We start from the raw sequence: 24,352 nt of genomic DNA on the forward strand, positions 1-24,352 counted from the left end.
CATTTTCACTCCTAACTTGCCCTAACATTGTCTCAGGATTATTAATAAAAGATGTTCCTTGGCAATACTCTATTTGTGCATTTAACATTTTATTTTTTGTTTTATCATAACTATCAAATGCGATAATTTCTTCATTTTCATCACGGCTAGACAAATAGCTTGAATACTTCCCATCCTCCGGAAACAACATCCTAAACCCTTTCAGTTTAGACTCAAGCAAATAATACCCTGGCTCCTCTTCTTTCGTTGACACCATATACTCTCTCGTCTTCTCGTCCTGAAATGCCGGAACTTGCGGCAGGTCTTTTGGATCCATGCCCTTTGGTTTTACGGCTTCTGCGTTATTGTCTTTTGTGTTGTTTTTTTCTTTGTTGTTCATACTGCATCCGCCTGTCAGAGTAAGTAATAAGCAGAAGCAAAGCAAGATGATTTTTTTCATGACGAACCTCCACGGGTTTAACTGATAGATTGTTACAACATGATTATTTAGTTCTAGCCGTATTACAATATAGAATCATACTGAAAAAAGACCGCCGCATTCTATCGGCAGTCTTGACCAGACATGATTGTTACTCTTTTTTCGAATAAAATACTCTTGATATAAACAGGCCAATGACCCCTAACAAGATGAATAAGACCGCTCTCCAAACAATATCAATCGAAGCAGAATCTATTAAAATTATTTTGGCAAGTGTAATGAATAAAAAGATCAGCCCAATTCGGTTCCATGTCTGTTCTTTGGTTGCGTAATAAACAGCATACATCACAATGACAAATATAAACCAAGACAGGGATACTCCGACGTTTACCGATACGCCGTCAATCCTATCCGACATCCATATGGATAATTTGCTGAAGAATACAAGCAGCAGCAATGAAACAGCGGACGAAATAACGATTGTGATTTGTTTATAATGTATTTTCTTCGAATACAGATAGCCGCCAAATAGTGAGCAGATCAGCAGCAGCCAAGAGACAATGCTGAGAACGTGTAATGAACGTGCCGGGTATTGTATGAGGCCGCAGGCTGCCTGTAATAATACAATCACTCCGGCAATGCCGATCAACCAGCTTTTTTTGCGGTATGACACGTAACACATCATGATTCCTTGTAAGGTGAATATGATGTACAGCAAGCTCACATTTTCAGCTAATGCATCCGCTGCCAATACATTAAAATAAATCATAGAAATGAGAAAAAACGTATGTTTGATTTCGGCAAATTCTTTACTTTTCCATAAGCTTAACAACAGGTAAAACACAAATGCAGCAGTATAAAAAGCGTATAAGGCTGTATCGTTTTTCATGTACAGGACAACCCCTGTAATGAAAACGACAAAAGCTCCGATTGTAACAGCTGTGAGATAGACAGCTTTTTTAAATTGGCTGTTCGATCGTAAGGCTGATAGGATCGTAATCGCCTGCTGTAGGATAAATACAGCAAGTGTCCAACCCGTCACCTGCGCATCTGTAAATGATAAGAAAGCAAAAATCGCTAATATGAAAGCATAGTTTGCTATATTCCATGCTACACTGTACTTTTGTTTAACTGTCTCATATATTAAGCCTGCGAAAACCAATGACTCATATACATAAAAGATGTATTCATTTCCTTGTTTCCCGCCAAATAAAAAAGGATACAAGTAAACACCTGCGACGATAATCGCAATCAGTGTTTGTGATCGGTATTTTCTTGATATGTACACACCGCCCGCAACGCCTGCAGCAAGAAGGATCATTGTAAGCGGCGTCGGTATAATCTGGTACAGCATGTTACCCGCAAACAAAGAAACAATGTAGACAATATTACTGCCCGCCAATAATGAACTGCCCAATACACTGGCATTTTTCTTATGTGACCTGCTACCGAGAACATATAGCACAATAGAGACAATAAGTCCTGCCCCTACCCTCATATATGCGTTGATCCAGCCTTTTTCTGCAGCTGCCACAAATGCCCAAATCATACCAAGAAGAAAAACAAAAATAAAGATCTTCGGAAGCCAATTTCCCGCCATGTTTTCTAAATTGCGGTTCTCTTTTCGCGGAGCCGGCGTCTTTTGTGGAACTTCGGTTTCCTTGTTGATTTTTGGGTGCTCTTCCGTTTTGACTACTGTTTGTTCTTTCTTGCCAGCAGCGAGATATGCGATCTCCCTTTTGACACTTTCCAGTTCTTGTTCCAAACGTCCAACTCTTTTGTTCAGTTCATCAATTTTTTCGTTCACCATTCTCTCCTCATTTTTCGAATAATTATTAGCCGCTTTTTCATACTATGTCTTTTCCTCACTATCCTGACCGGTTTGTATAAAATAATCCTAAAGACCCGATATCCATTTGGGATTTTCATTCTTAGTCATGTTACATCATGGGAAATTTTTGTTAAATAGGAAATTCGATTGGTTTTTTCATTTCTTCTATTAGGACAAGACAAATGGTTCAGCAGAAACAAATACATAAAAAAGGAGCTGACATATGAGCAGCTCCAATCCTTTTATTTCTCAGAATGGCGTTTTTTCAATACATCAAGCACATCATCCAGCGGCAAGGCTTGTTCTCTGAGCAGGACAAGCAGGTGATACAGCAGGTCTGCCGCTTCCCATTTGAGTTCCTCGTGGTCCCGATTTTTCGCGGCGATGATGACTTCGGATGCTTCTTCTCCGACTTTTTTCAAAATCTTATCGACGCCTTCACGGAAGAGGTACGTGGTGTAAGCTCCTTCAGGCATTTCCGCTTGGCGTTCCGCAATCACCCGCTCCAGTTCGTTCATGATGCCGAATCGGCCCGCGGCCTGTTCTTCTGTTTGTTCCTTTGTAAAACAGCTGTAGCTGCCAGTGTGGCATGCCGGGCCTGACGGTTCTACGAGTACGATCAGCGCGTCCTGGTCGCAGTCATACCGGATACCTTTGACGGCTTGCGTGTTCCCTGAGGTTTCTCCTTTATGCCATAGCGCTTGGCGTGAGCGGCTGTAAAACCAAGTTTCCTTCGTTTCCAGCGTTTTTTCGTACGATTCCTTATTCATATAGGCAAGTGTCAGCACTTCTTTGCTTGCCGCATCCTGCACGATGGCAGGAATTAATCCGTCCTCGTTAAAACGCAGTTCATCTGCCTGTTTCATCTCACATTCACCCCGTACTCTTTCAAGTATGATTTCACTTCTTTAATTGATGTTTCTTTATAATGAAAAATTGAGGCGGCCAGCGCAGCGTCGGCTTCCCCTTTTGTAAAAGCCTCAAGCATATGCTGCGCGCTTCCCGCGCCTCCCGAGGCGATAACAGGGACGGGGACAGCTTCAGAAACAAGCTTTGTCAGCCTGTGGTCAAACCCTTTTTTCTCACCGTCAGAGTCCATGCTTGTCAGCAATATTTCTCCTGCCCCGCGTTTGACGCCTTCTTTTGCCCACTCGGTGACTTCCCAATCTGTTTTCTTTCTGCCGCCGTGCGTGTAGACCTTATATGTGTCAGATTCTTTGTCATACTTGGCATCGATGGCAAGAACGATGCATTGGGAGCCGAAAAATTCGGCTCCTTCTGTAATCAGCTCAGGGCGGAGAACAGCTGCCGTGTTCACCGACACTTTGTCCGCTCCGGCACGCAGAATCGTTTTCATATCACTGAGCTGATTGATGCCGCCGCCGACTGTAAACGGAATCGCAAGCTTCGCGGCAACCTGCTCCACGACGTCAACCATCGTTTTTCGTCCTTCATGTGAGGCGGAGATATCAAGAAAGACCAGTTCATCCGCACCTTCCCGGTCGTACACTTCGGCAAGTTCAACCGGATCACCGGCATCCTTCAATTCGAGAAATTGAATTCCTTTGACAACGCGCCCTTCTTTGACATCAAGACATGGAATAATTCGTTTTGTGATCATTTGCGCTTCACCCTTTCAAGCGCCTCGCTCAGCGTAAACTGATTGGTGTACAGCGCTTTTCCGATGATCGCTCCAGACACGCCATCCGCCTGATAGCGGGCGAGGGCTTCGAGATCCGCGACAGAGCTGACTCCGCCGGATGCGATCACCGATTTCCCCGTTTCCTTAGCAAGCTCGACCGTGCTTTGAACATTTGGGCCTGACAGCATTCCGTCTGTTGCGATGTCAGTAAAAATAAAGACTTCCGCACCTTCATTGGCCAGCTCTTTGCCCAGTTCAGCTGCCTTAAGGGTTGATGTTTCCAGCCATCCCTCTGTTGAAACAAAACCGTTTCTCGCATCCAGTCCGAGGACAATCTTCTCACCATATTGTTTCAGCATTTTTTTGACAAACGGAGGATTAGAAACTGCTGAACTTCCGAGAATCACCCGATCGACTCCTGCTGATAAATATTCATAGACGTCATTTTCAGAACGGATCCCGCCGCCGATTTCAACTTTCAGATTCAGCTTTTGCGCAATCTCAATCACATGGCGGTCATTCACTCTTTTCCCTTCTTTGGCCCCGTCGAGATCAACGAGATGGATCCATTCGGCACCCTCTCTCGCAAATAACGCAGCCATGTCGTACGGTGAATCGCCATATATCGTTTCCTTATTATAATCCCCTTGAACAAGGCGGACACATTTGCCGTTTCTCATATCAATTGCCGGATATAATGTAAAAGCACTCATTTTTTCACCTTCTGTTCTGCTGCCATTTTCGTGAATTGGGTTAAGATGGACATTCCGACCGTGCTGCTTTTTTCCGGGTGAAATTGGGCGCCGAAGACGTTCCCTTTTCCGACTACTGCAGGCACTCGCACACCATAATCGGCGCTTGCCAGAAGCGCATCCCCCTCCATCCCGTCAACGTAATAAGAATGAACGAAGTAAGCGTAGCCTTGTTCTGTTTCAGACAGCAGCGGAGATTCGTTATGAAAGGAAAGGCGATTCCAGCCCATATGCGGAACCTTCAGCTTGTTTCCTTTTTCATCTTCTGCTTTCAGCCTGACTGCTTTTCCTTTTAGCAGCCCGAGACCTGAAGCGGTGCCGTTTTCTTCGCTTTCTTCAAATAAAAGCTGCATGCCAAGGCAGATCCCGAGAAGCAGCCTTCCCTCTGAGACCATATCGTGAATCAATTGATCGAGCTTCGTGTGGCGCAAATTGTCCATCGCGTCTCCAAATGAACCGACTCCCGGCAAAATGAAGGCATCAGCTTCTTTCAGCGCCTCGGGCTTTTCAGAAACAAAATACGGTACGCCGACACGCTCAAGCGCCTTTGAGACACTGTATAAATTGCCCATTCCGTAATCTATCACGCCGATCATTTACAGCATCCCTTTCGTTGACGGTATTCCTTTAACACGCGGATCGATCATTGTCGCTTCATCAAGCGCGCGCCCCAGCGCTTTAAAAACAGCTTCAATCATGTGGTGTGTGTTTGTGCCGTAATGAACGATGACGTGCAGGTTCATCCGGGCTTCAAGCGCCAGCTTCCACAAAAATTCATGTACAAGCTCCGTATCGAATGTTCCGACTTTCGCCGCCGGGAAGTCAGCGCGCATTTCCAAGTGCGGCCGGTTGCTTAAATCAATCACAACTTGAGCAAGTGCCTCATCCATCGGCACAAACGCCGATCCATAGCGTTTGATTCCTTTTTTATCACCCAACGCTTCAAGCAGCGCCTGTCCTAAGCAGATGCCGATATCTTCAGTCGTGTGGTGATCATCTATATCAACATCGCCTTTTGCGTTTATGGAAAGATCGAATTGTCCGTGTTTTGTGAATAAATCCAGCATGTGTGTCATAAACGGCACGTCTGTTTTGATATCCGCCTGTCCATCGCCGTCTATTGCGAATGCCAGCTCAATATCTGTTTCGTTTGTTTTTCTGGCGCGTTCCGCTTTTCTCATTTAGAATTCCTCCGTTCTCTCGCTTCAATTGATCTGGCATGGGCTTCTAACCCTTCCAGTCTGGCAAAAGCCGCGATGCTTTCGGCATGTTCTTCAAAAGCTGATTGGCTGTAAGAAATAATGCTCGATTTCTTTTGAAAATCCGTTACGTTTAAAGGACTTGAAAATCTGGCTGTTCCGTTTGTCGGGAGCACATGGTTTGGCCCGGCGAAATAATCACCGACAGGCTCAGGGCTGTATCTGCCTAAGAAAATCGCACCCGCATGTTTGATGCTGCCAAGCAAAGCTTCCGGAGACTGTGTGAGGATTTCTAAATGCTCTGGCGCGAGCGTATTGACGGTATCAATCGCTTCATCCATTGTTTCTGCCACATAGATACAACCGTAATCACTCACTGAAGCTTCCGCTATTTCTCTTCTCGGCAGGATTTTCAGCTGCTTATTCACCTCGGCTGAAACCGCCTCGGCCAGTGCCATGGAATCTGTGACAAACACACATGAGCTGAGCTTATCGTGTTCCGCCTGCGAAAGCAGGTCGGCCGCAATTTCATGCGGTATCGCTGTTTCATCAGCCAGCACGACGATTTCACTAGGTCCGGCAATCATATCGATATCGACATCACCGAACACCTCCCGTTTGGCAAGCGCGACATAAATGTTGCCGGGACCCGTGATTTTATCCACTGGCTCAATGGTTTCTGTTCCGTATGCTAACGCCGCGATCGCCTGAGCGCCGCCCATTTTGTAAATGTCTTTTATGCCAAGCTCAGCAGCAGCAACCAAAACCCCCGAAGACAGCCGACCGTCTTTTCCCGGAGGCGTGACGAGAACGATTCTTTCAACGCCCGCTACGAGCGCCGGAATCACATTCATCAAAACAGATGAAGGATATGCGGCCGTTCCCCCTGGCACATATACACCGGCGGAATCAAGCGCCGTCACCTTCTGTCCCAGCATTGTCCCATCCTTTCTGTGATAAAACCAGGAGGATTGCAGCTGTCTTTCGTGATATTCCCTAATATTTTCGATTGCCTGCCTAATCACTTGAAGAAGATGTGAATCCAGCGAGGTGTATGCCTCCTCAATTTCCTCTTTTGTGACGAGCGGGCTGTTTATGTCGATCCCGTCAAATTTCGCTGTATAGCTGCGGACCGCCTGATCACCATTTGCCTTTACATCTTCAATAATGGACCGGACCGTCTTTCTTTGCTCTTCCGTTCCTGCATCGATGGAACGCTTGAGAGAAAGCCGCTCTGCTCCGCTGATGATTTTGATCTTCATTTTGCCGTTTCTCCTTCCACAACAAGAGATAGGCGGGATGCCATTTCGTCAATCACATCGTCTTTCATTCGATAGCTTACCGGGTTGACAATAAAGCGGGAGGTAATGTCACAAATGTGCTCCATTTCTACAAGCCCATTTTCTTTCAGCGTCTGTCCTGTGGAAACAATGTCCACTATCCGATCTGCAAGTCCAATGAGGGGGGCCAGCTCAATTGAACCGTTGAGCTTAATGATCTCGACTTGTTCTCCCTGCTCTCTGAAATAACTGGAGGCCACATTCGGATACTTTGTCGCGATTCGTGGCGCTACGCCGCTCGAGCCTGTATTCGGAAGTCCGGCGACTGCCAAGTGGCATTTGCTGATGTTCAAATCCAGTACCTCATACACATCGCGCTCTTCCTCCAGCATGACATCCTTGCCCGCAATTCCGACGTCTGCCACGCCATGCTCTACATACGTGGTTACGTCCATCGGCTTCGCTAATATGAAACGGAGATTTTCCTCCGGCACATCGATGATCAGTTTTCTCGAATCTTCAAACTCCTCAGGGAGCTTATAGCCCGCCTGCCTCAGCAGCCCTGCCGCTTCTTCAAATATCCGGCCCTTTGGCATCGCCATTGTGAGTAACTTACCCATTTTGCTCTTCCTTTCTGGCACCGATAAAATAAGTGACGTTTGCAAAAGATTTTGTCATCTGGTCGATATTTTCTATTCCCGATAAATCTTGAAGAACCACTTTGTTCCCTTTCATCCGTTCTTCATTCGCATAAGCGATGGCTTGCGCCCGCTGCTCTTTGCTGAAAATAACAGCATCTATATCACAAGGTTCGTCTTTCATATGAAGGGCTTCAATCAGCCGGTCGATCCGAAGCCCAAAGCCTGTTGCCGGAGCAGGTGAATCAAAATGGCCCAACAGCTTGTTATAACGGCCGCCGCTTCCAATGACAAAACCGACATTCTCAGCGTACACTTCAAATAAAATCCCTGTGTAATAGCTCATGTGGCTGACCATATTCAGATCCAGGCGGACATTTTCCGTACACCCGTAATCCTCAAGAATATCCCACAGCGCCTTCAGCTCATCAACCACGCTTTTTCCTTGTGCAGAATCGACGATTTCCTCAGCACGTCCACATACTTCTTTGCGGCCCCGCAATTCAAGGAGCTCAAGCAGCCTGCTTTTATCAATGGAGGAAAGCGGGAGAGATTTGACATGCTCTCTGTAGCCGACGTAGTTCTTTTCATATAAGAACCTCCGCAGCACATAAGCCCGTTCAACGTTTCCGAGCACCTCAACAAACAAAGCATCCGCAATACCGGCATGGCCGATGGCAATTTTAAAGGATGCCAGCCCAGTGTTTTTTAATGCACCGACGACTAAAGCAATAACCTCCGCATCCGCGCTCGTCGTGCCGTCACCGATTAACTCCACTCCGATCTGTTCGAACTCTGCAGGACGTCCGCCTTCACGCTCCTGAGCTCTGAATACATTTGCCGCATAGCCGACTCTGAGCGGATGATCGTGTTTCAAAAGCTTTGATGCTGCCACCCTTGCAATCGGCCCCGTCATATCCGGTCGAAGCACCAATGTCTTGCCGTCCTGATCAAGAAGCTTAAACAGCTGCTGCTCTTCTATTGCTGATTGGACGCCAACGGTATCGTAAAACTCAAGTGTCGGCGTTTCCATAAATTGATATCCCCATTTATCAATCAAATCGGTTAACGATCGTCTCACCTTTTTTTTCGTTTCGTATAAACCGGGCAGTGTATCTCTCATGCCGTGCGGTTTTTCAAACATAAACATCAACCCGCGCACCTCCGTTGTCATCTTATGAAGGAAAATTCCGAATCCTTTAGTTCGCTAATATGATAATATGTTAGCAGATGAAAGAATGAAAATCAATGCTTAACTTCAGCCAGAATTTTTTTAGTCCAAATATCCTTCTCCTCATTATGAAAAAATCATGAACAATGTATTAAAGGTACGTAATATCTCAAATTCTTTATGTTTGGCATGCTATAATACAAATCAAATAGAGAACAAGGAGATAAAGATGAAAACACTGCGAACTCTATGTGTCCTGATGATTCTTTCAGGCGTTATTTTTTTCGGACTTAAAATAGATGCAAAAGATATAGATATTCCTTTTTTGAACAGTCTTAAAAAAGCGGTTTCTGACAGCGATACAGATACAGGTGCGAATAGCAAAAAGGAGCTGAAGGGAAGCGCAAAGCCGCTTGATGTCATCCTTTACAATCAAATGGACGCGCCCCGGCTCTATAACGGCTGTGAAGTAACAAGCCTTGCGATGGTGCTGAATTACGCGGGATACGACGTGACAAAAAACACCCTGGCAAACCAGATTGCCACAGTGCCTTTGACATACAGCAGCGGATTAAAAGGTAATCCGAATGACGGATTTGTCGGGGATATGGCAAATGGCCCTGGTCTCGGTGTCTACCATCGACCGATCTATCAGCTGGCGAAAACCTATGCCGGAGACAAAGTATCAGATCTGACTGGAAAAAGTATTTCCGCTGTTTATCAGCAGCTTGAAAAAGGCAATCCAGTTTGGGTCATTACGACCGCCAGCTTTGCGCCAGTTGACAACATGCAGACATGGAAAACCCCAAGCGGAACGATAGAGATTACGTACAGCGAACACAGCGTCGCCGTTACGGGATATGATGAGAAATATGTGTATCTCAATGACCCGTATGGCTATAAAAACAGAAAAACCGATAGGACGAGCTTTGAAAAAGCGTGGAAACAAATGGGCAGCCAAGCTGTCGTTATTCAAAAGTAAACATTTGAAATCCCCACTTTGCTCTATCCTGAGCAAACACGACGATATTCATGCTTTTTGTTTCAATCGGTAAGATTGATTCATTTTCCATTTACTTTCCAAAATTATCTTTACTTTCAGGCTGTCTGTTTTTATGATTAAAACAGATTCAGCCTTGCCCCGATCTATGTGAGAGAAGCCGGAGCAAGTCGCTGACGCTTCTCTTGCAAAAAACGAAGATATCCGGGGAGGATTTTATTATTGAAAAAAATCGTGTCTATCCTATGTATGCTCGGTTTGGTTATGGGTCTCAGCCAGTTTCAGCCATCAACTGCTTTCGCAGCTGACAAAGTGGTTCACGAAACAATGATCGTACCAAAAAATACAACATATGACGGGAAAGGACAGCGGTTTGTGGCAGGGAAAGAACTAGGTGACGGAAGCCAGTCCGAAAACCAAAAACCTGTTTTTCGTGTGGAGGATGGAGCAACTCTGAAAAATGTGGTGCTCGGCGCACCTGCCGCTGATGGCGTGCACACTTATGGAAACGTTAACATTCAGAATGTGAAGTGGGAAGATGTTGGTGAGGATGCGTTAACCGTGAAGAAGGAAGGTAAAGTGACCATCGACGGCGGCTCTGCTCAAAAAGCGTCAGATAAGATTTTCCAAATCAATAAAGCCAGTACATTCACAGTGAAAAATTTCACGGCAGACAATGGCGGGAAGTTCATTAGACAGCTTGGCGGTTCAACCTTCCACGTTGATGTGATCATTGATAAGTGCACCATCACAAACATGAAGGAAGCGATATTCCGGACGGACAGCAAAACAAGCACGGTCAGAATGACAAACACACGCTACTCTCATGTCGGTCAAAAATGGATTGGCGTTCAGCATATTTACGAAAACAACAATACTCAATTTTAACAAAAAAGTCCGCTGATGTTTATTCAGCGGACTTTTTCAATCTTTCTTGCATTTCTTCCTTCGTATAGATGACCCTCATCGGATTCCCGCCGACAAATGCCCCGTCAGGCACATCCTTATGGACAAGCGTTCCGGCGGACACAACTGCGCCATCCCCTATTTCCACTCCGGGCAGAATAGTCGTGTTGGCACCAATCATTACTTCGTCTCCGATCAGAACTTTGCCGATCCGGTATTCCTGAATCAAATACTCATGGGCCAAAATGGTCGTATTGTACCCGATGATTGTATTCGTTCCGACTGAGATCTTTTCCGGAAACATGATATCTGGCATCACCATGAGGGCAAAGGATGTCTGTTTTCCAACCTTCATCCGCAGAAATGTACGGTACAGCCAGTTTTTCATCCCTATAAACGGTGTATATCTCGCAATTTGTATGACAATGAAGTTTTTAACGACCTTTAAAAAAGGGACCGTTTGATAGACATGCCACAGTGAGTTAGCTCCTGAGACCGGATGGCGATCTGTTTTTCTCACAGATTACTTCACTCCAACAATTTGTAATAGATCACTCATTTTCTCAAGCATAAAATCAGGCTCATGCTTCGCCAGCGTTTCCGGCCCTTTAATCGTCCATGCGACTCCTGCGGTTTTTGTTCCGGCGTTTTTCCCTGCCAGCACATCATGGTAATTATCACCGACCATAATGGCTTCCTCGGGCTTGCTTCCTAGCTGTTTCAGCGCTAACAGCACAGGCTCGGGATCAGGCTTCGCATTTCTCACATCATCAAGGGTAACAACCGTTTCAAAGAATTCGCTGATTCCCGTGAGCTTGAGGCCCATATTGACAGTATCTCTTAATTTTGTTGTCACAATCCCTAATTGAAAGCCGGATTTTTTTAATGCATCCAGGGTCTCATATACCGTTTCATATTCAGTGACGAGTGAATCATGCATGTCATGATTGTATGCTCTGTACATAGCGATCATATCATCGCATTTATCAGGGTCCATCGAGGAGAACGTTTCAAAAAGAGACGGCCCGATAAACGCAAGGACATCTTCTCGTTTATACTTGCTCGGATAATAATGCTCCAGTGTATGCAAAAAGGACGCGATAATTAATTCATTCGTATTAATAAGCGTTCCGTCTAAATCAAACAGAATCGTCGTTACTTGTTTGTCACTCATATTGCTTCCTTTCCAACCGCTGAGGGTTTCCACTTTTTCCATGTATGCGCAATAGCCATTGTCAGCAGAACTGCTGTGGTGACACGAATCAAAAGAAGAGGCCAGACCGGTATGCCGAGCGGAATAAAGACAAGTGTATCTTCCACGACCGCATGGCAGGCAACGAGAAATATAAATGCCAAAGTCATGTCCCGCTTGCTCACGCCATCATCCTCGACAGCTTTGATCATGACACCCGCTCCGTAGGCCAGACCAATCGTCAGTCCCGCCACCATCGTCATAGACGTATTTTTATTCATGCCAAGCAGCTGCGTAAACGGCGACAGCCACCTGGAAAACCGATGCAGCCAGCCTAAATCTCTTAAAAACTGGATGATGATCATCAGCGGGATTACTATTGCCGCCAGCTGCAAAACACCAAGCCCGGCTTTCGTTAAGGCTTCTGCCAGCATTGCCAGCCAACTGTCCGGCGCAACGCTCTTCGCAGCGATAAAACCGTACTGTGCCGTTTCCTGTCCGCCATGCCAAATGAGGTTGATGACGATGGCTGACACAGCGGCCAAACCGATGCGCACCGCCAATATAACGCCAATTCTGATGCCAACCTTTGCGGCAACTGTCGATTCGATAATCAAGTTATGACAGAATGAAAGCATAACAGCTAAAATAAAGACTTCTTTTACAGACAAATCCAACGTCAAAATCCCGGCAATTCCCGCATACAGATTCAGCATATTTCCCAGCACAAGCGGAATGGCCGCTTCACCGGAAAGCCCGAAGAGACCCATTACCGGTGTGATCAGCCGTACAAGCCAATCCATGACAGGCGTATGCTGAATCAAAGTGACCAATAGTGTTACCGGGAAAATGACTTTACCGAGTGTCCATGTTGTTTGAAGACCTGCCGCAAGACCGGCCAGAAAGATCTTCTTCATCCCCCATCCCCCTTTGTTGACGTCTACTCCGCGTACCGCTCCTTCGAGTATCCCTTGACGCGTCTGAAGATGATGGCTGCCACAGCCAAAACAATCAATACGATTGAAATCACCTGAGCAATGCGAAGTGATTCTGTCAGCATTAAGCTGTCAGTCCGCATTCCTTCAATAAAGTATCTTCCGATTGAATACCAAATGATATATATCAAGAACATCTCGCCTCTTCGCAAATTCGCTCTGCGCAGAAGCAGTAAAACAATAACGCCGACAAAGCTCCATAGTGATTCATATAAAAAGGTAGGGTGATAATATTGCCCATTGATGTACATTTGATTGATGATAAATTCAGGCAGGTGCAGGCTTTCTAAAAATGCTCTGCTGACAGCCTCGCCATGCGCTTCCTGATTCATGAAGTTCCCCCAGCGGCCGATCGCTTGGCCGAGCAAAATGCTTGGCGCGGCAATATCCGCAAGCTTCCAGAACGAAAGGTTTTTCACTCTTGAAAACACATAACCAGTTAAAATGGCGCCAATTAGCCCGCCGTGAATGGCAATGCCGCCCTTCCAGATCTTAATGATTTCTCCCGGATGTGCCGCATAATAATCCCATTCAAAGGCAACGTAATAAATTCGTGCGCAAATAATTGCAATCGGAATGGCAAACAAGACAAGATCAATAAACGTATCTTTCTGCAGCCCCCGTTTCTCGCTTTCCCTCATCGCAATCCACAGCCCCAGCAAAGCGCCGAGACCGATAATGATTCCGTACCAATGGACGGCTAACGGCCCCAGCTGAAAAGCTATCGGATTGAGTGGTTCTATCGCTTCATTCATTTAACGCCAACTCCTATTCTCCTTGTTCACCGTCTTCAATGACATCCGCCAGCTTGTTCGTAAATTGTTCAGCGGCATTCAGTCCCATCCGCTTCAATCTGAAGTTCATTGCTGCCACTTCGATGATGACTGCCAGATTTCGGCCTGGACGGACGGGAATCGTCAGTTTTGTGATTTCTGTATCAATGATTTTCATGGTTTCTTCCTCAAGCCCGAGACGGTCATATTGCTTGCCCTGCTCCCAAAGTTCAAGGTTCATGACAATCGTGATTCGTTTATTGCTTCTGACCGCGCCGGCGCCAAACAGCGTCATCACGTTGATAATGCCAAGCCCCCTGATTTCAAGGAGATGCTCAATTAATTCCGGAGCGTTTCCGACAAGGGTATCCTGATCCTCCTGCCGAATTTCAACGCAATCATCGGCAACAAGGCGATGCCCTCTTTTCACAAGCTCCAGCGCTGTTTCACTTTTCCCGACGCCGCTTTTTCCTGTAATCAGCACGCCGACACCATATATATCGACAAGAACGCCATGAATCGCCGTGGTAGGGGCCAGCCGGCTCTCAAGAAAGTTGGTTAAACGGCTGGACAGTCTTGTCGTTTTCAGCGGCGATCTGAGGACTGGCACCCCATTTTTCTCAGAAGCGTCAATCAGCTCCTGCGGGATCGGCATATCTCTAGAAAGAATAATAGCTGGTGTTACATCAGTGCACAGAGAATCCATTCGCTGCTTTTTATCCTCTTCCGGAAGCTGTTCAAAGAAAGAAAGCTCTGTTTTTCCGAGAAGCTGCACGCGCTCTCTCGGGTAATATGTAAAATATCCGGCAATTTCAATACCTGGTCTTGATAGGTCACTCATTGTAATCGGGCGGTTAACTCCTTCTTCTCCGCTGATTAATTCCAAATTGAACTGTTCCATTACGTCTTTTGTGCGAACCTTTGCCACGATATGTTCCTCCTGTTCCGGGCTGCCCCGAGCTTGCTCACAATACTTTCATTTTATCACTTTCGGGCTTGAACCTAAAACAGATTTTATAAAAGGGGGGGAAACACCTCAGCTGGTCTAGATCACTAGTCTGAAAAAGAGTAAAATAAAGGTATTCAAATTCCAGAAAGGCGGATCATCTATGGCAGAGAGTCTTCTTATCAAAGACATTGCGATCGTGACAGAAAATGAAGTAATCAAAAACGGCTATGTCGGAATCAATGACGGAAAAATCAGCACAGTTTCAGCAGAACGGCCCAAGGAACCATATTCAAAAGAGATTCAAGCACCTGCAGATTCCGTTTTGCTTCCCGGCATGATTGACATTCATATCCACGGCGGCTATGGCGCAGATACGATGGATGCAAGCTTTTCCACGCTCGACATCATGTCGTCAAGACTGCCCGAAGAAGGCACGACGAGCTTTTTAGCCACAACAATTACCCAAGAGCATGGGAACATTTCTCAAGCGTTGGTGAATGCAAGAGAGTGGAAAGCGGCTGAAGAGTCCTCTTTATTAGGTGCAGAACTGCTCGGCATTCATTTAGAGGGCCCCTTTGTTTCACCTAAAAGAGCCGGAGCCCAGCCAAAAGAGTGGATCAGGCCTACTGATGTTGCGCTGTTCAAAAAGTGGCAGCAGGAGGCGGGCGGACTGATCAAAATTGTTACACTTGCGCCGGAGGAGGATCAGCATTTTGAACTGATCCGCCATTTGAAAGACGAATCGATTATTGCGTCCATGGGGCACACAGATGCCGATTCCGCACTGCTGTCGGAGGCCGCCAAAGCAGGCGCGACCCATATGACTCATCTGTACAACGCGATGAGCCCGTTTCATCACCGAGAACCCGGAGTAATTGGAACGGCACTGGCTCATGATGGATTTGTGACAGAGCTTATCGCCGATGGCATCCACTCCCATCCTTTATCGGCAAAGCTTGCTTTTCTGGCAAAAGGCAGCAGCAAGCTCATTTTAATCACTGATTCCATGAGGGCAAAAGGGCTGAAGGACGGCGTATATGAGTTCGGCGGCCAAAGTGTGACAGTAAGAGGACGAACCGCTCTTCTTTCAGACGGAACCCTTGCCGGTTCGATCCTCAAAATGAACGAAGGCGCACGGCATATGCGTGAGTTTACAAATTGCTCTTGGACGGATATAGCTAATATAACTTCTGCAAACGCGGCCAAACAGCTGGGCATCTTTGACCGAAAAGGCAGTGTGGCAGTGGGAAAAGATGCAGATCTGGTGATTGTCAGCAGTGATTGTGAGGTGATTCTCACCATTTGCCGCGGAAACATTGCATTTATATCCAAGGAGGCTGACCAGATATGAAAGTAATGGAATGTCAAACGTATGAAGAGCTAAGCCAAAAAGCAGCCAGAATAACAGCAGCTACAATCAAAGATAAGCCTGATGCCGTTCTCGGTTTAGCGACAGGCGGCACGCCGGAAGGCACATATCGCGAGCTGATCCGCCTGCACCAAACTGAGAATCTCTCATTTCAAAACGTCACTACAGTTAATTTGGATGAGTACGCCGGACTTTCAAACAACGATCCGAACAGCTATCACTTCTATATGAACGACCGTTTTTTTCAGCATATCGACAGCAAGCCTAGCCGGCACTTTATTCCGAATGGAAATGCAGACGATTTGGAAGCCGAATGCAAACGGTATGAACAGCTAGTCGAATCCCTCGGCGGCACTGACATACAGCTTCTCGGCATCGGGCGCAACGGACACATCGGCTTTAATGAACCGGGAACGTCCTTCAAGTCGCGAACTCATGTTGTGACATTAAATGAGCAAACCCGCCAAGCGAATGCCAGATATTTTTCTTCCATAGACAGCGTGCCGAAAAAAGCACTGACAATGGGAATTCAAACAATACTCTCAAGCAAGCGCATTCTGCTGATCATTTCTGGAAAAAGCAAAGCGGAAGCTGTAAGTAAGCTGTTAGAAGGAAACATAAGCGAAGAGTTTCCCGCATCTGCTTTGCACCTGCATTCCGATGTTACGGTTTTGATTGATCGTGAAGCCGCGTCATTAAGACCTTGAAAGGAACGCTGACTTATGCATATCAATAAACAATCGCCTATTCCGATTTATTATCAGATTATGGAGCAACTAAAAAACCAAATTAAGAGCGGAGAGCTGCAGCCGGACATGCCTCTTCCTTCTGAGCGCGAATATGCCGAACAATTCGGGATCAGCCGGATGACGGTTCGCCAGGCGCTTTCTAATTTAGTTAATGAAGGCTTGCTCTATCGCCTGAAAGGGCGGGGCACCTTTGTCAGCAAGCCAAAAATGGAACAAGCCCTCCAAGGACTGACAAGCTTTACCGAGGATATGAAAAGCCGCGGAATGACACCGGGCAGCAAGCTCATTGATTATCAGCTTATTGATTCAACTGAGGAGCTCGCGGCTATATTAGGCTGCGGGCACCCCTCCTCTATCCATAAAATCACTCGGGTGCGGCTGGCAAATGATATTCCGATGGCGATTGAGTCCTCACATATTCCGTTTGAGCTTGCGGGTGAATTAAATGAATCGCATTTTCGGTCGTCGATTTACGAGCATATTGAAAGGTACAACAACATACCGATTGCCCGTGCCAAACAGGAGCTTGAACCAAGCGCTGCCACCTCGGAAGAAGCACACATTCTTGGTATCCAAAAGGGAGCGCCTGTCCTATTAATTAAACGAACAACATATCTGCAGAACGGAACTGCTTTTGAGCATGCAAAATCCGTATATAGAGGCGACCGTTATACATTTGTCCACTATATGGATCGTCTTTCATAAAAAAAGCCTCCAACCCTTTTTAAGGATTGGAGACATGGCGAAAATCAAACTGGTCTGGTGCCGGACGATATGTCTCTTTTTTCGTCTTGAACTTCCAGATCGGTGATTTCGTTTTGCCGTTAAAACTGTCTTCCACTATAATGTACCAATAATAAACAGACTGCGGTTCAAGATGATCCCAGCGGAATTCAGCTGTATCCCCGCTCTTCACTTGCTCTCGTTTTCCGAGCTCTTCATTGGTATATACGTTACATTCAAAATAATCGGTTTCCACCTTTTTGATTCGTGGCTTCAAATCAAGCGAAAGGGAAAATTCATCCTTGTTGCCATAGGTATCCGTATCATAGTAATTCTTATCCTTTACATACGGAGAGTACGTCGATACGTGCACCATGTCATTGGCCTGGTCAAATTGAAGCAAACGCAAATACCCTTGCCCGCCTTCTGGCCCGCCCTGATAATCGGCCAGCATTTGATGCACGAGACGATCCGGTTTCCCATCACCATCATCATCAAGCTCATCTGTTTTTCTCATCGCACTATGATAATGCCCGCTCAACACCATCACAACATTAGGGTTCGGCTTTACGATTTCTTTGAATATTTTCTCTCCGATTGGGCTTCTGTTTCCGCTGACCAGCAAATACTCATGAAAAGCTAAAATAGCCATCCGGTCAGGGTGCTTCTTCAGTATCTGATTCATCCACGCGATGTCTTCATCCGTAATGCCCCATCCCATGTAAAGCATGATATAATCGTTGCCGTTGCTCGAAATCAGGTCATAATGTCCGCGGTTGTTTTTATAGGAACCGCCGTAATGCAATTTTTTATCAAAACGATCGCTGCCAAAATATTTGTCAAACGCCCTGTAGGAACCATCCTTATGTCCGACATCGTGATTACCGGCCAGCACGCCGTATGGAATTCCGCTCTTATCCAGAACGGACATTGACCGATCAGCGTTTTTCCACTGTCTGATATCGGCAGAATCATCTACAATATCACCCGTGTGGAACACATATTTGATATTGAGCTGCTTTTGATTATCTTTTATCCATTCGGTCTGTTTATCAAAAATATGCGGATAGCTTTCGGCGTAATACTGTGTATCAGACATCCAGACAAATGTGTACATATCCTTCGCAGGAGGAATTTCATCCTGTACGATCACGTTCATTTTCGACTCCCGTACAAAATCGGAGGCGATCACAGACGCTTTCAGCATAAATGGTTTGTCATCCTTCGCGACAAAGCTGTCAACGGGCTGCCATTCATTGGTCCGATAATTACAGACATACATCGTCACCTTTCTCCCCGGCAAAGAACTGCCCTTCCAAACTGCTTCTGCCAAATCATTCTCATCCACGGATTGATCAACCGTCACTTCAAAGCGATGATAAGGGAAAAGCTCTTTCTTTTCTGTCGATACTGTTTTTCCATCTGCAGCAGATACCCGCTCCAATTCTTTATTCGTAAACGGAGTCTCACTTTCTTGCACAAAGCTTTTCGGCGGTTCAGTCAGTGACGCGTGCTTAAATATTTTCACATGATTTCGCGCTGTATATTGAAATCCCCTATAAAAACCAACATCCATGGCATCATTCGTCGGATCCTTCACCCGCACAGAAAGCTTGGCCTTATGCGTGTCGGCTTCGGTTTCTAAAACCTCCGGCTGGTCCGGATGCTCTCGTTCGGTTTTAAATATCCTCTCAATCACTGTTTTATTGCCCGCGAGATCCGTTGCTGTCACTTTTAGAGAATGTTTTCCCGGCAAAAGTTCAGAGGATGACGTATGATATGGGAGTGTAATGCTTTCCCCATCTAAAAACGCTTCTGCTTCCTCAATTTTGCTCCATTTATCATACATATCCGCCTGCAGGATAAAGTTTCCTTTATACGTTTGCCCCTCGGTAATATTCGGCTCAATGTGAGGCCCTGAATTATCTACCCTTACAACCAGGCTGACATTTTCCTTGCAATTGCTTGCTTGAATATGGTGAGCGCCTTCAGAAAGCTTTGATGTATCCCACTCCAGCAGCTGCGATGTAAACAGTCCGTCAGGCAGATTGAATTGAAATTGCCAGCTTTTATTCGAGCGCTGATTATCGCCAATCAAGAGTTCCTTCTCAGGGGAAACCCTCTCATCCCTGATGACCGTTCCATCTGATAACACCAATCGGGCGTTTTTGACTAAGAAATCATCACGGTTTTCAGCCGTATCAAACGGTGACACCTTTGAACCCGATCGTATTGTAATATGCTGCAGCTGCTTTCCTTTGCGCAGCAGCGTCTCCGGCAATGGAACAGAATAGGTGCGGTATTTATTTGTCGTATCATCGAACACCTTCAGCACTTTGCCTTCCATCGTTACCGCGTTTTTAAAATAAAGATTCGTTTTCCTCGTATCAAACGCAAAATACACTTCTTTCTCCATCGCTGGCTCTGTCACTTGTTTTTTTCCGTCAATCCATAGCTTAATGCTGTCAGCTCGCCCGTCTGTCGTGGCTTTGAGAAATAGAGTTCCCGACAACGTGTCTCTGTTTTCAATATTCAGCCGCAAACCATGCGACTTGCTTGTTTGTTTAATATCAATCATTTTAACAGGCGTTCTTGCTTCATTCATCCCGTCCCCGGCCGCCACGTAATACTCAAGCTGATCTTTCCCAATTAGTTCAGGTGAATACACAATATAATGGTAGAGATTATCGTTGCGGTCTTTTTCAGCAAGAATTCGCTTAAACGGTTTGTTTTCATCCGTCCGGTAGTAAAAAGCTGCTGTTTTCACCAGACTGCGATCCCTTATGTCAGCCCGCAGCTCAATGCTTTCAGCAGGGCGGACAGGCTTGCGGTCAGTCAAATCCTCAATAACCGGCTTTTCTTTATCCAGCTTGATTTTCCGTTTCTGCTCGGGTACCTGTGCCTGTAATACGGTTCCGGGAGACGGATTTTTTTCCCCGATTGAAATGTTCAAAAGTTCTGCAGTTCCGTTTAGCGGATACTTGTAAAGCACAGATGACAGCCGGCGCAGCGCATGTTTCCGATAATGCGCTGCCGAAATATCCTTTCCTGTATTCGTTGATATTACAACCGCCCGCGGCCTCGTATTAGCCATACCCTCTGTCTCGTCTATCACCGCAAGATTTTTTCCTTCTATTAATTGTGTCTGATAATACCGATTGAAATCCTCCGGCGTCAATTCTGGATGCCCGGCAGGCTTCAGCCAGATGACAAACGTTTCTCCGGATGGTATCAAGATCTTTTCATCAGGTCTCCAAATCAAATCGGAGTCTGGTCCTTCTTTTGGGTAGCGGTAACGGATATGGTAGTCTTTAAAATCAATCGTTCTGTCAGTCGTATTATAAATCTCAATAAATTCATAACCGTCTGCGCGTCCTATGTTCTTCGTATCAACCGCCAGCTCTGTGATCAAAAGCTCTGGAATATGCGCAAGGTCAGCCTGGTATCCTTCAAGCTTCAGTTTCTGCGTCTCCGACTCCACCCGCTGCTTCCCATTCGACATCACAATGTAATACTCAAGCTCGCTGTTCCAAATCAAACGTTTCGGAATTTGTGCCAAAAACTTGCGGACCGCCCCGGGTGTCGGATCCATCGGCACCATTTTGTAGCCCAGCTCATTACTTTGTTTGTAAAAAAGAAAGGCGGAAAATGCTTGATACGAATTGTCGCGAACTTGAGCCTCAATCATTAGGTTGCTTCTCATTTCAGCTTTCACATCAATTTGAGGAGGATTTTCAAGCAAAGGTATGTAATGAGGCGTTTGAAATGGTTCCTGCTGTATAACAGGAAAAACTTTCGATTCATGATGGCCGCCAGACAAAACGGAAAGAAAAGACAATAGCACAGAAGCGATAAATGTGTATTTCCTCACCAAAACACCTCCCTTTTCATGTATTTTGCGTCTGAACAGGGAAGCTTATGAGTTCATTTTTAAACAATGTCCAATCTGACAAAGCAACAAAAAGCGATTACTTCACAATTTTTTAAGAAGGCTGCAGAACATGTAAAAAAGCTGCCTTTGGGCAGCTTTTTTTTATTTTTTTCTAAGCGGCTCTAAAATGCCTTTTTGAATCAATAAATGAAACACCGACAGGATAACGGATGCCCATATCGCTGTGCCGAAGCCGTCGATTTGAAAACTGTCACCCATGATGGACGCAGTCATCATCAGCGTGATGGCGTTAATCACAAACAAGAAGAGCCCAAGCGTCACCATGGTGACCGGCAGTGTAAAAATAATTAAAAGCGGTTTAATCAGCACGTTTAAGATCGATAAAATGAGGCTGGCGATAATCGCTGCCCCAATGCTGCTGATATGGATGGAGTCAATATATCCATCAATGACGATTAATAACAATGCATTGACTAAAATGCTGACTGCCCATTTTACCATGTCATTTCATATCCCTTTCTGACGGGACGATAAAAATCCAAATGATATAAATGAGCAAAACCGGAAAGACACTTGTCATAATCGCTAAGATGACAGTTATGACTCTGAGGAGTGATGCATCCCAATTGAAATATTCCGCGAGACCTCCAATGACACCAGCGATTTTCTTGTTTTTTTCTGAGCGATAAAGCTTATTCATTCGATCACCTCTGTGAGTACTTTAGTTTGATGGCGCCTGTTAATGATTCTGAGAAGACGGTGATGTTTTGATCATGTGCCTGATTTGAAGTGAACATCATTTCTTTTTGAATGGTTTCATTTTTTTCCTTCAGCATCTCAACATCCATTAATTCATGGGACAGCGAACCAAGATTGCTTTTCAGCTCTGCCTTCACTGCGAGATCGTCCGGAATCGCAAGCTCCACACTCCCAGTCGTTGTTTTTGCATAAATGGAGCGGCAGTCTGATTCTGTTACGTTAATCGCAATATTTCCGTTAAAGCTTTGAACATCAATGGATTCGCTTTCCCCTCGGAGATCGATCAATCCGTTAATGGTTTCCGCTTCTATCGTTCCGCAGCTGTGGCTGGCGAGCTTAATTTGCCCGTTGGCCGTTTCAGCAATGGCTTTTTCAGCTGTTAAATGCGAGAACGACAGCACGCCGTTTGTCGTTTTCGCTGAGAACTCTTTTACATGTAAATGTTCCCCTCTGATCGGTCCATTAAACAGCTTCACCCGAATCTTATCATACTCCTTTTGAGGAATATACAAAGTGACATTCGTTTTCATCGTCTTTTTCTCAGTACGGATAAAAAACTTATTTCCTTTGATTTCGCATTCAATATGCTGAAGAAATGCATGTCTCGCCGCACCCTGGCTGTCAGCGCGATATACCTTTGCCTGGCATTCCGCTCTGATATCCTCATCTTCCCAAGGGACAATATTCACGCTGCCATTGGCAATTTGCAGCTCAACACTGGAAAAGTCAGTATCTTTAAATTGAAAAATGTGCTGAACATCATATGCATGGCCGAAGTTTAAATCAAGGTCAACTTCCTTGACCTTTTTCACAGCAGAATCAATCCAGTCAAATAGCTTGGCTCCTAAAGACGGCTTGCCGCTCTCTTTTTTTGCCGTTGTAAATGGCTCTTCCTCGTCATGAACGTGAACTGAGAGCGCTGTGATTTTCTCTTCTTTTTCCTTATAGTCGCTGTCAAGCTTTTCAATCAGTGTCAAAGCCTCTTGTGCGGTAAGCTTCCCTTCCTCAACAAGCTTAAGGATTCGTTCCTTTTCTTGCTTCATTACGATCTCCTCCCCATTGTCTACTTATGCTTCACGCAGGACCTTAATGCCCTGAATCACATTCCAAATGATAATGCCAATGACAACCAAGAAATAAATGGACGCTCCCCCAATGATTACAAATACGGGAAGAAGGCTGTCTCCATCAATCGCAATAGCTCCGCCAAGTAAAGCAATAAAAAGGAACAGCCAGCCGACAAACGGAACAATGTGAGAAATAAGAGAACGTATCGCATGGCGTTTTGTTTCTTTCTCATTTACTACAAAATAAGCGACAATCGGCACAATGATTGGCGCAATGAACACACTGAAGTAACAAAGTGATGCAATAATAGCTTGATTTCGGTTCAATTTATTCCACACTCCTATTGTGAATTGCCCATGACAAAAGATCAGGGACGTTTTACTTATTTATACGTTTAAAATCTCTTCAGGTTTCAAATTCATTCTTTAGACATGCTCCGATTTACGGAAATTGGATTTTAAAAAGTTTTAGAAGTAGAATCTTCCGGCTATACCGATTACAATATGTAAAAAGCTTACGGCAACCAAGGAGGCTGGACAAGCAATGGAGAAAGATCCCAGTGACTATACAGTAACACAAGAATCCGTGTTAAAGCTGATTCATGAACAAAAAAGAATGAATCGTGAAATGATCGCCGAGCTTGAACAGATTCACGGACCCTTCCCGATCTCTCACGATATCCAATATATAAAAGTGCTCCTCGATAGCAGCAGCACGCATATTGTTCAAGATTTAATGAGTGTAAGTAAGCAGCTGTATAAGAAGACTTTATAATTGCGGAAAACATTTCATCATTATAACTGAAACAAAGCTAAAGGTTAGATGACAATATCTTGCCTTTTTTGTTTTGAAAAAACAAGTGATTCCCTAGCTGTCACACCATGATTGTAACAAAAAAAGCCTGCCGGCACATCCAGTAAATGGACTCTGTCGGCAAGCTGTGACTATCAGAAAGAGATAGCTTTTCAGAAATTAACGTAACAATTGAAGTACGTTTTGCGGCTGTTGGTTTGCTTGAGCAAGCATCGCTTGAGAAGCTTGAGAAA

General features: G+C 45.3%; 26 protein-coding genes and 1 pseudogene. 6 read left to right on the plus strand and 21 right to left on the minus strand.

Annotated features, from left to right (window positions below; genetic code table 11):
• From C1T29_RS20755 to C1T29_RS20800, 10 genes and pseudogenes are all read right to left on the minus strand, one after another.
• Positions 1-439, minus strand: a pseudogene (locus C1T29_RS20755) (lipoprotein YvcA); the annotation flags it as partial.
• Between the two features lie 130 nt (positions 440-569).
• Positions 570-2,228, minus strand: a complete 1,659-nt coding sequence (locus tag C1T29_RS20760; protein WP_103749323.1) for a DUF2339 domain-containing protein — start codon at positions 2,226-2,228, stop codon at positions 570-572.
• 263 nt (positions 2,229-2,491) lie between these two features.
• A complete protein-coding gene (hisIE, locus tag C1T29_RS20765) occupies positions 2,492-3,115 on the minus strand; it encodes a bifunctional phosphoribosyl-AMP cyclohydrolase/phosphoribosyl-ATP diphosphatase HisIE (RefSeq protein WP_024571940.1) in 624 nt (207 codons plus the stop codon).
• Positions 3,112-3,870: an imidazole glycerol phosphate synthase subunit HisF gene (gene hisF, locus C1T29_RS20770; protein ID WP_014665505.1), complete on the minus strand. Its 759-nt coding sequence runs from the start codon at positions 3,868-3,870 to the stop codon at positions 3,112-3,114. The genes hisIE and hisF overlap by 4 nt, the downstream gene beginning before the upstream one ends.
• Positions 3,867-4,604, minus strand: a complete 738-nt coding sequence (gene hisA, locus C1T29_RS20775) for a 1-(5-phosphoribosyl)-5-[(5-phosphoribosylamino)methylideneamino]imidazole-4-carboxamide isomerase (protein ID WP_103749322.1) — start codon at positions 4,602-4,604, stop codon at positions 3,867-3,869. The genes hisF and hisA overlap by 4 nt, the downstream gene beginning before the upstream one ends.
• Positions 4,601-5,239, minus strand: coding sequence for an imidazole glycerol phosphate synthase subunit HisH (gene hisH / locus C1T29_RS20780; protein WP_014665507.1), 639 nt, complete (start codon positions 5,237-5,239; stop codon positions 4,601-4,603). The genes hisA and hisH overlap by 4 nt, the downstream gene beginning before the upstream one ends.
• The gene (hisB, locus tag C1T29_RS20785) at positions 5,240-5,824 is read right to left on the minus strand and encodes an imidazoleglycerol-phosphate dehydratase HisB (protein ID WP_069150393.1); all 585 of its coding nucleotides are present in this window, start codon (positions 5,822-5,824) and stop codon (positions 5,240-5,242) included. It lies immediately after the preceding gene.
• Entirely contained in the window at positions 5,821-7,104 is a 1,284-nt protein-coding gene (gene hisD / locus C1T29_RS20790; RefSeq protein ID WP_103749321.1) for a histidinol dehydrogenase, read from the minus strand. The genes hisB and hisD overlap by 4 nt, the downstream gene beginning before the upstream one ends.
• Entirely contained in the window at positions 7,101-7,742 is a 642-nt protein-coding gene (hisG, locus tag C1T29_RS20795; protein WP_103749320.1) for an ATP phosphoribosyltransferase, read from the minus strand. Before hisG ends, hisD begins: the two co-directional genes overlap by 4 nt.
• Complete coding sequence (locus C1T29_RS20800; RefSeq protein WP_103749319.1) at positions 7,735-8,910, minus strand: ATP phosphoribosyltransferase regulatory subunit; 1,176 nt, start codon at positions 8,908-8,910, stop codon at positions 7,735-7,737. The genes hisG and C1T29_RS20800 overlap by 8 nt, the downstream gene beginning before the upstream one ends.
• A gap of 250 nt (positions 8,911-9,160) precedes the next feature.
• Here C1T29_RS20800 and C1T29_RS20805 point away from each other — a divergent pair, with 250 nt between their 5' ends.
• Complete coding sequence (locus tag C1T29_RS20805) at positions 9,161-9,913, plus strand: C39 family peptidase (RefSeq protein WP_069838639.1); 753 nt, start codon at positions 9,161-9,163, stop codon at positions 9,911-9,913.
• A gap of 240 nt (positions 9,914-10,153) precedes the next feature.
• Complete coding sequence (pelC, locus tag C1T29_RS20810; RefSeq protein ID WP_071582355.1) at positions 10,154-10,819, plus strand: pectate/pectin lyase PelC; 666 nt, start codon at positions 10,154-10,156, stop codon at positions 10,817-10,819.
• A gap of 19 nt (positions 10,820-10,838) precedes the next feature.
• On the opposite strand, the gene hprF is transcribed toward pelC, so the two are convergent.
• Genes hprF through hprK form a run of 5 tightly spaced genes read right to left on the minus strand, consistent with a single transcriptional unit; the run spans position 10,839 to position 14,725 of the window.
• On the minus strand, positions 10,839-11,357 hold the full coding sequence (gene hprF / locus C1T29_RS20815; protein WP_071582354.1) for a heptaprenylglyceryl phosphate O-acetyltransferase: 519 nt from the start codon (positions 11,355-11,357) through the stop codon (positions 10,839-10,841).
• A 3-nt stretch (positions 11,358-11,360) separates the two neighbouring features.
• Positions 11,361-12,011, minus strand: coding sequence for a pyrophosphatase PpaX (gene ppaX / locus C1T29_RS20820; RefSeq protein ID WP_071582353.1), 651 nt, complete (start codon positions 12,009-12,011; stop codon positions 11,361-11,363).
• Positions 12,008-12,946: a nucleoside recognition domain-containing protein gene (locus C1T29_RS20825; RefSeq protein ID WP_071582352.1), complete on the minus strand. Its 939-nt coding sequence runs from the start codon at positions 12,944-12,946 to the stop codon at positions 12,008-12,010. The genes ppaX and C1T29_RS20825 overlap by 4 nt, the downstream gene beginning before the upstream one ends.
• Before the next feature lie 23 nt (positions 12,947-12,969).
• A complete protein-coding gene (gene lgt / locus C1T29_RS20830) occupies positions 12,970-13,779 on the minus strand; it encodes a prolipoprotein diacylglyceryl transferase (RefSeq protein ID WP_014665518.1) in 810 nt (269 codons plus the stop codon).
• A 13-nt stretch (positions 13,780-13,792) separates the two neighbouring features.
• On the minus strand, positions 13,793-14,725 hold the full coding sequence (gene hprK, locus C1T29_RS20835; RefSeq protein ID WP_071582351.1) for an HPr(Ser) kinase/phosphatase: 933 nt from the start codon (positions 14,723-14,725) through the stop codon (positions 13,793-13,795).
• Between the two features lie 181 nt (positions 14,726-14,906).
• On the opposite strand from hprK, the gene nagA reads away from it, so the two are divergent.
• The 3 genes from nagA to nagR are packed head-to-tail and all read left to right on the plus strand — an operon-like array spanning position 14,907 to position 17,569.
• On the plus strand, positions 14,907-16,097 hold the full coding sequence (nagA, locus tag C1T29_RS20840) for an N-acetylglucosamine-6-phosphate deacetylase (RefSeq protein WP_071582350.1): 1,191 nt from the start codon (positions 14,907-14,909) through the stop codon (positions 16,095-16,097).
• Positions 16,094-16,822, plus strand: coding sequence for a glucosamine-6-phosphate deaminase (gene nagB, locus C1T29_RS20845; RefSeq protein WP_071582349.1), 729 nt, complete (start codon positions 16,094-16,096; stop codon positions 16,820-16,822). The genes nagA and nagB overlap by 4 nt, the downstream gene beginning before the upstream one ends.
• Positions 16,823-16,837: 15 nt before the next feature.
• Positions 16,838-17,569 (plus strand): N-acetylglucosamine utilization transcriptional regulator NagR, encoded by a 732-nt coding sequence (nagR, locus tag C1T29_RS20850; RefSeq protein WP_071582348.1) that lies wholly within the window; start codon positions 16,838-16,840, stop codon positions 17,567-17,569.
• A 19-nt stretch (positions 17,570-17,588) separates the two neighbouring features.
• Here nagR and C1T29_RS20855 read toward each other — a convergent pair whose 3' ends face one another.
• The 5 genes from C1T29_RS20855 to yvlA form a co-directional block, all read right to left on the minus strand.
• Positions 17,589-21,458: a lamin tail domain-containing metallophosphoesterase family protein gene (locus C1T29_RS20855; protein WP_103749318.1), complete on the minus strand. Its 3,870-nt coding sequence runs from the start codon at positions 21,456-21,458 to the stop codon at positions 17,589-17,591.
• A gap of 162 nt (positions 21,459-21,620) precedes the next feature.
• On the minus strand, positions 21,621-21,980 hold the full coding sequence (locus tag C1T29_RS20860) for a phage holin family protein (protein ID WP_003228066.1): 360 nt from the start codon (positions 21,978-21,980) through the stop codon (positions 21,621-21,623).
• A gap of 1 nt (position 21,981) precedes the next feature.
• The gene (locus C1T29_RS20865; protein WP_015384763.1) at positions 21,982-22,179 is read right to left on the minus strand and encodes a PspC domain-containing protein; all 198 of its coding nucleotides are present in this window, start codon (positions 22,177-22,179) and stop codon (positions 21,982-21,984) included.
• A gap of 4 nt (positions 22,180-22,183) precedes the next feature.
• Positions 22,184-23,281 (minus strand): DUF4097 family beta strand repeat-containing protein, encoded by a 1,098-nt coding sequence (locus C1T29_RS20870; protein ID WP_103749317.1) that lies wholly within the window; start codon positions 23,279-23,281, stop codon positions 22,184-22,186.
• A gap of 24 nt (positions 23,282-23,305) precedes the next feature.
• Complete coding sequence (gene yvlA, locus C1T29_RS20875; protein ID WP_103749316.1) at positions 23,306-23,632, minus strand: protein YvlA; 327 nt, start codon at positions 23,630-23,632, stop codon at positions 23,306-23,308.
• A 217-nt stretch (positions 23,633-23,849) separates the two neighbouring features.
• Between yvlA and C1T29_RS20880 the strand changes: the two genes are divergently transcribed.
• Positions 23,850-24,080, plus strand: a complete 231-nt coding sequence (locus tag C1T29_RS20880; protein WP_095431971.1) for a hypothetical protein — start codon at positions 23,850-23,852, stop codon at positions 24,078-24,080.
• 198 nt (positions 24,081-24,278) lie between these two features.
• Here C1T29_RS20880 and C1T29_RS25060 read toward each other — a convergent pair whose 3' ends face one another.
• The gene (locus tag C1T29_RS25060) at positions 24,279-24,332 is read right to left on the minus strand and encodes a hypothetical protein (RefSeq protein ID WP_369122225.1); all 54 of its coding nucleotides are present in this window, start codon (positions 24,330-24,332) and stop codon (positions 24,279-24,281) included.
• Positions 24,333-24,352 lie beyond the last annotated feature (20 nt).

This window comes from Bacillus sp. MBGLi79 (assembly GCF_002953915.1).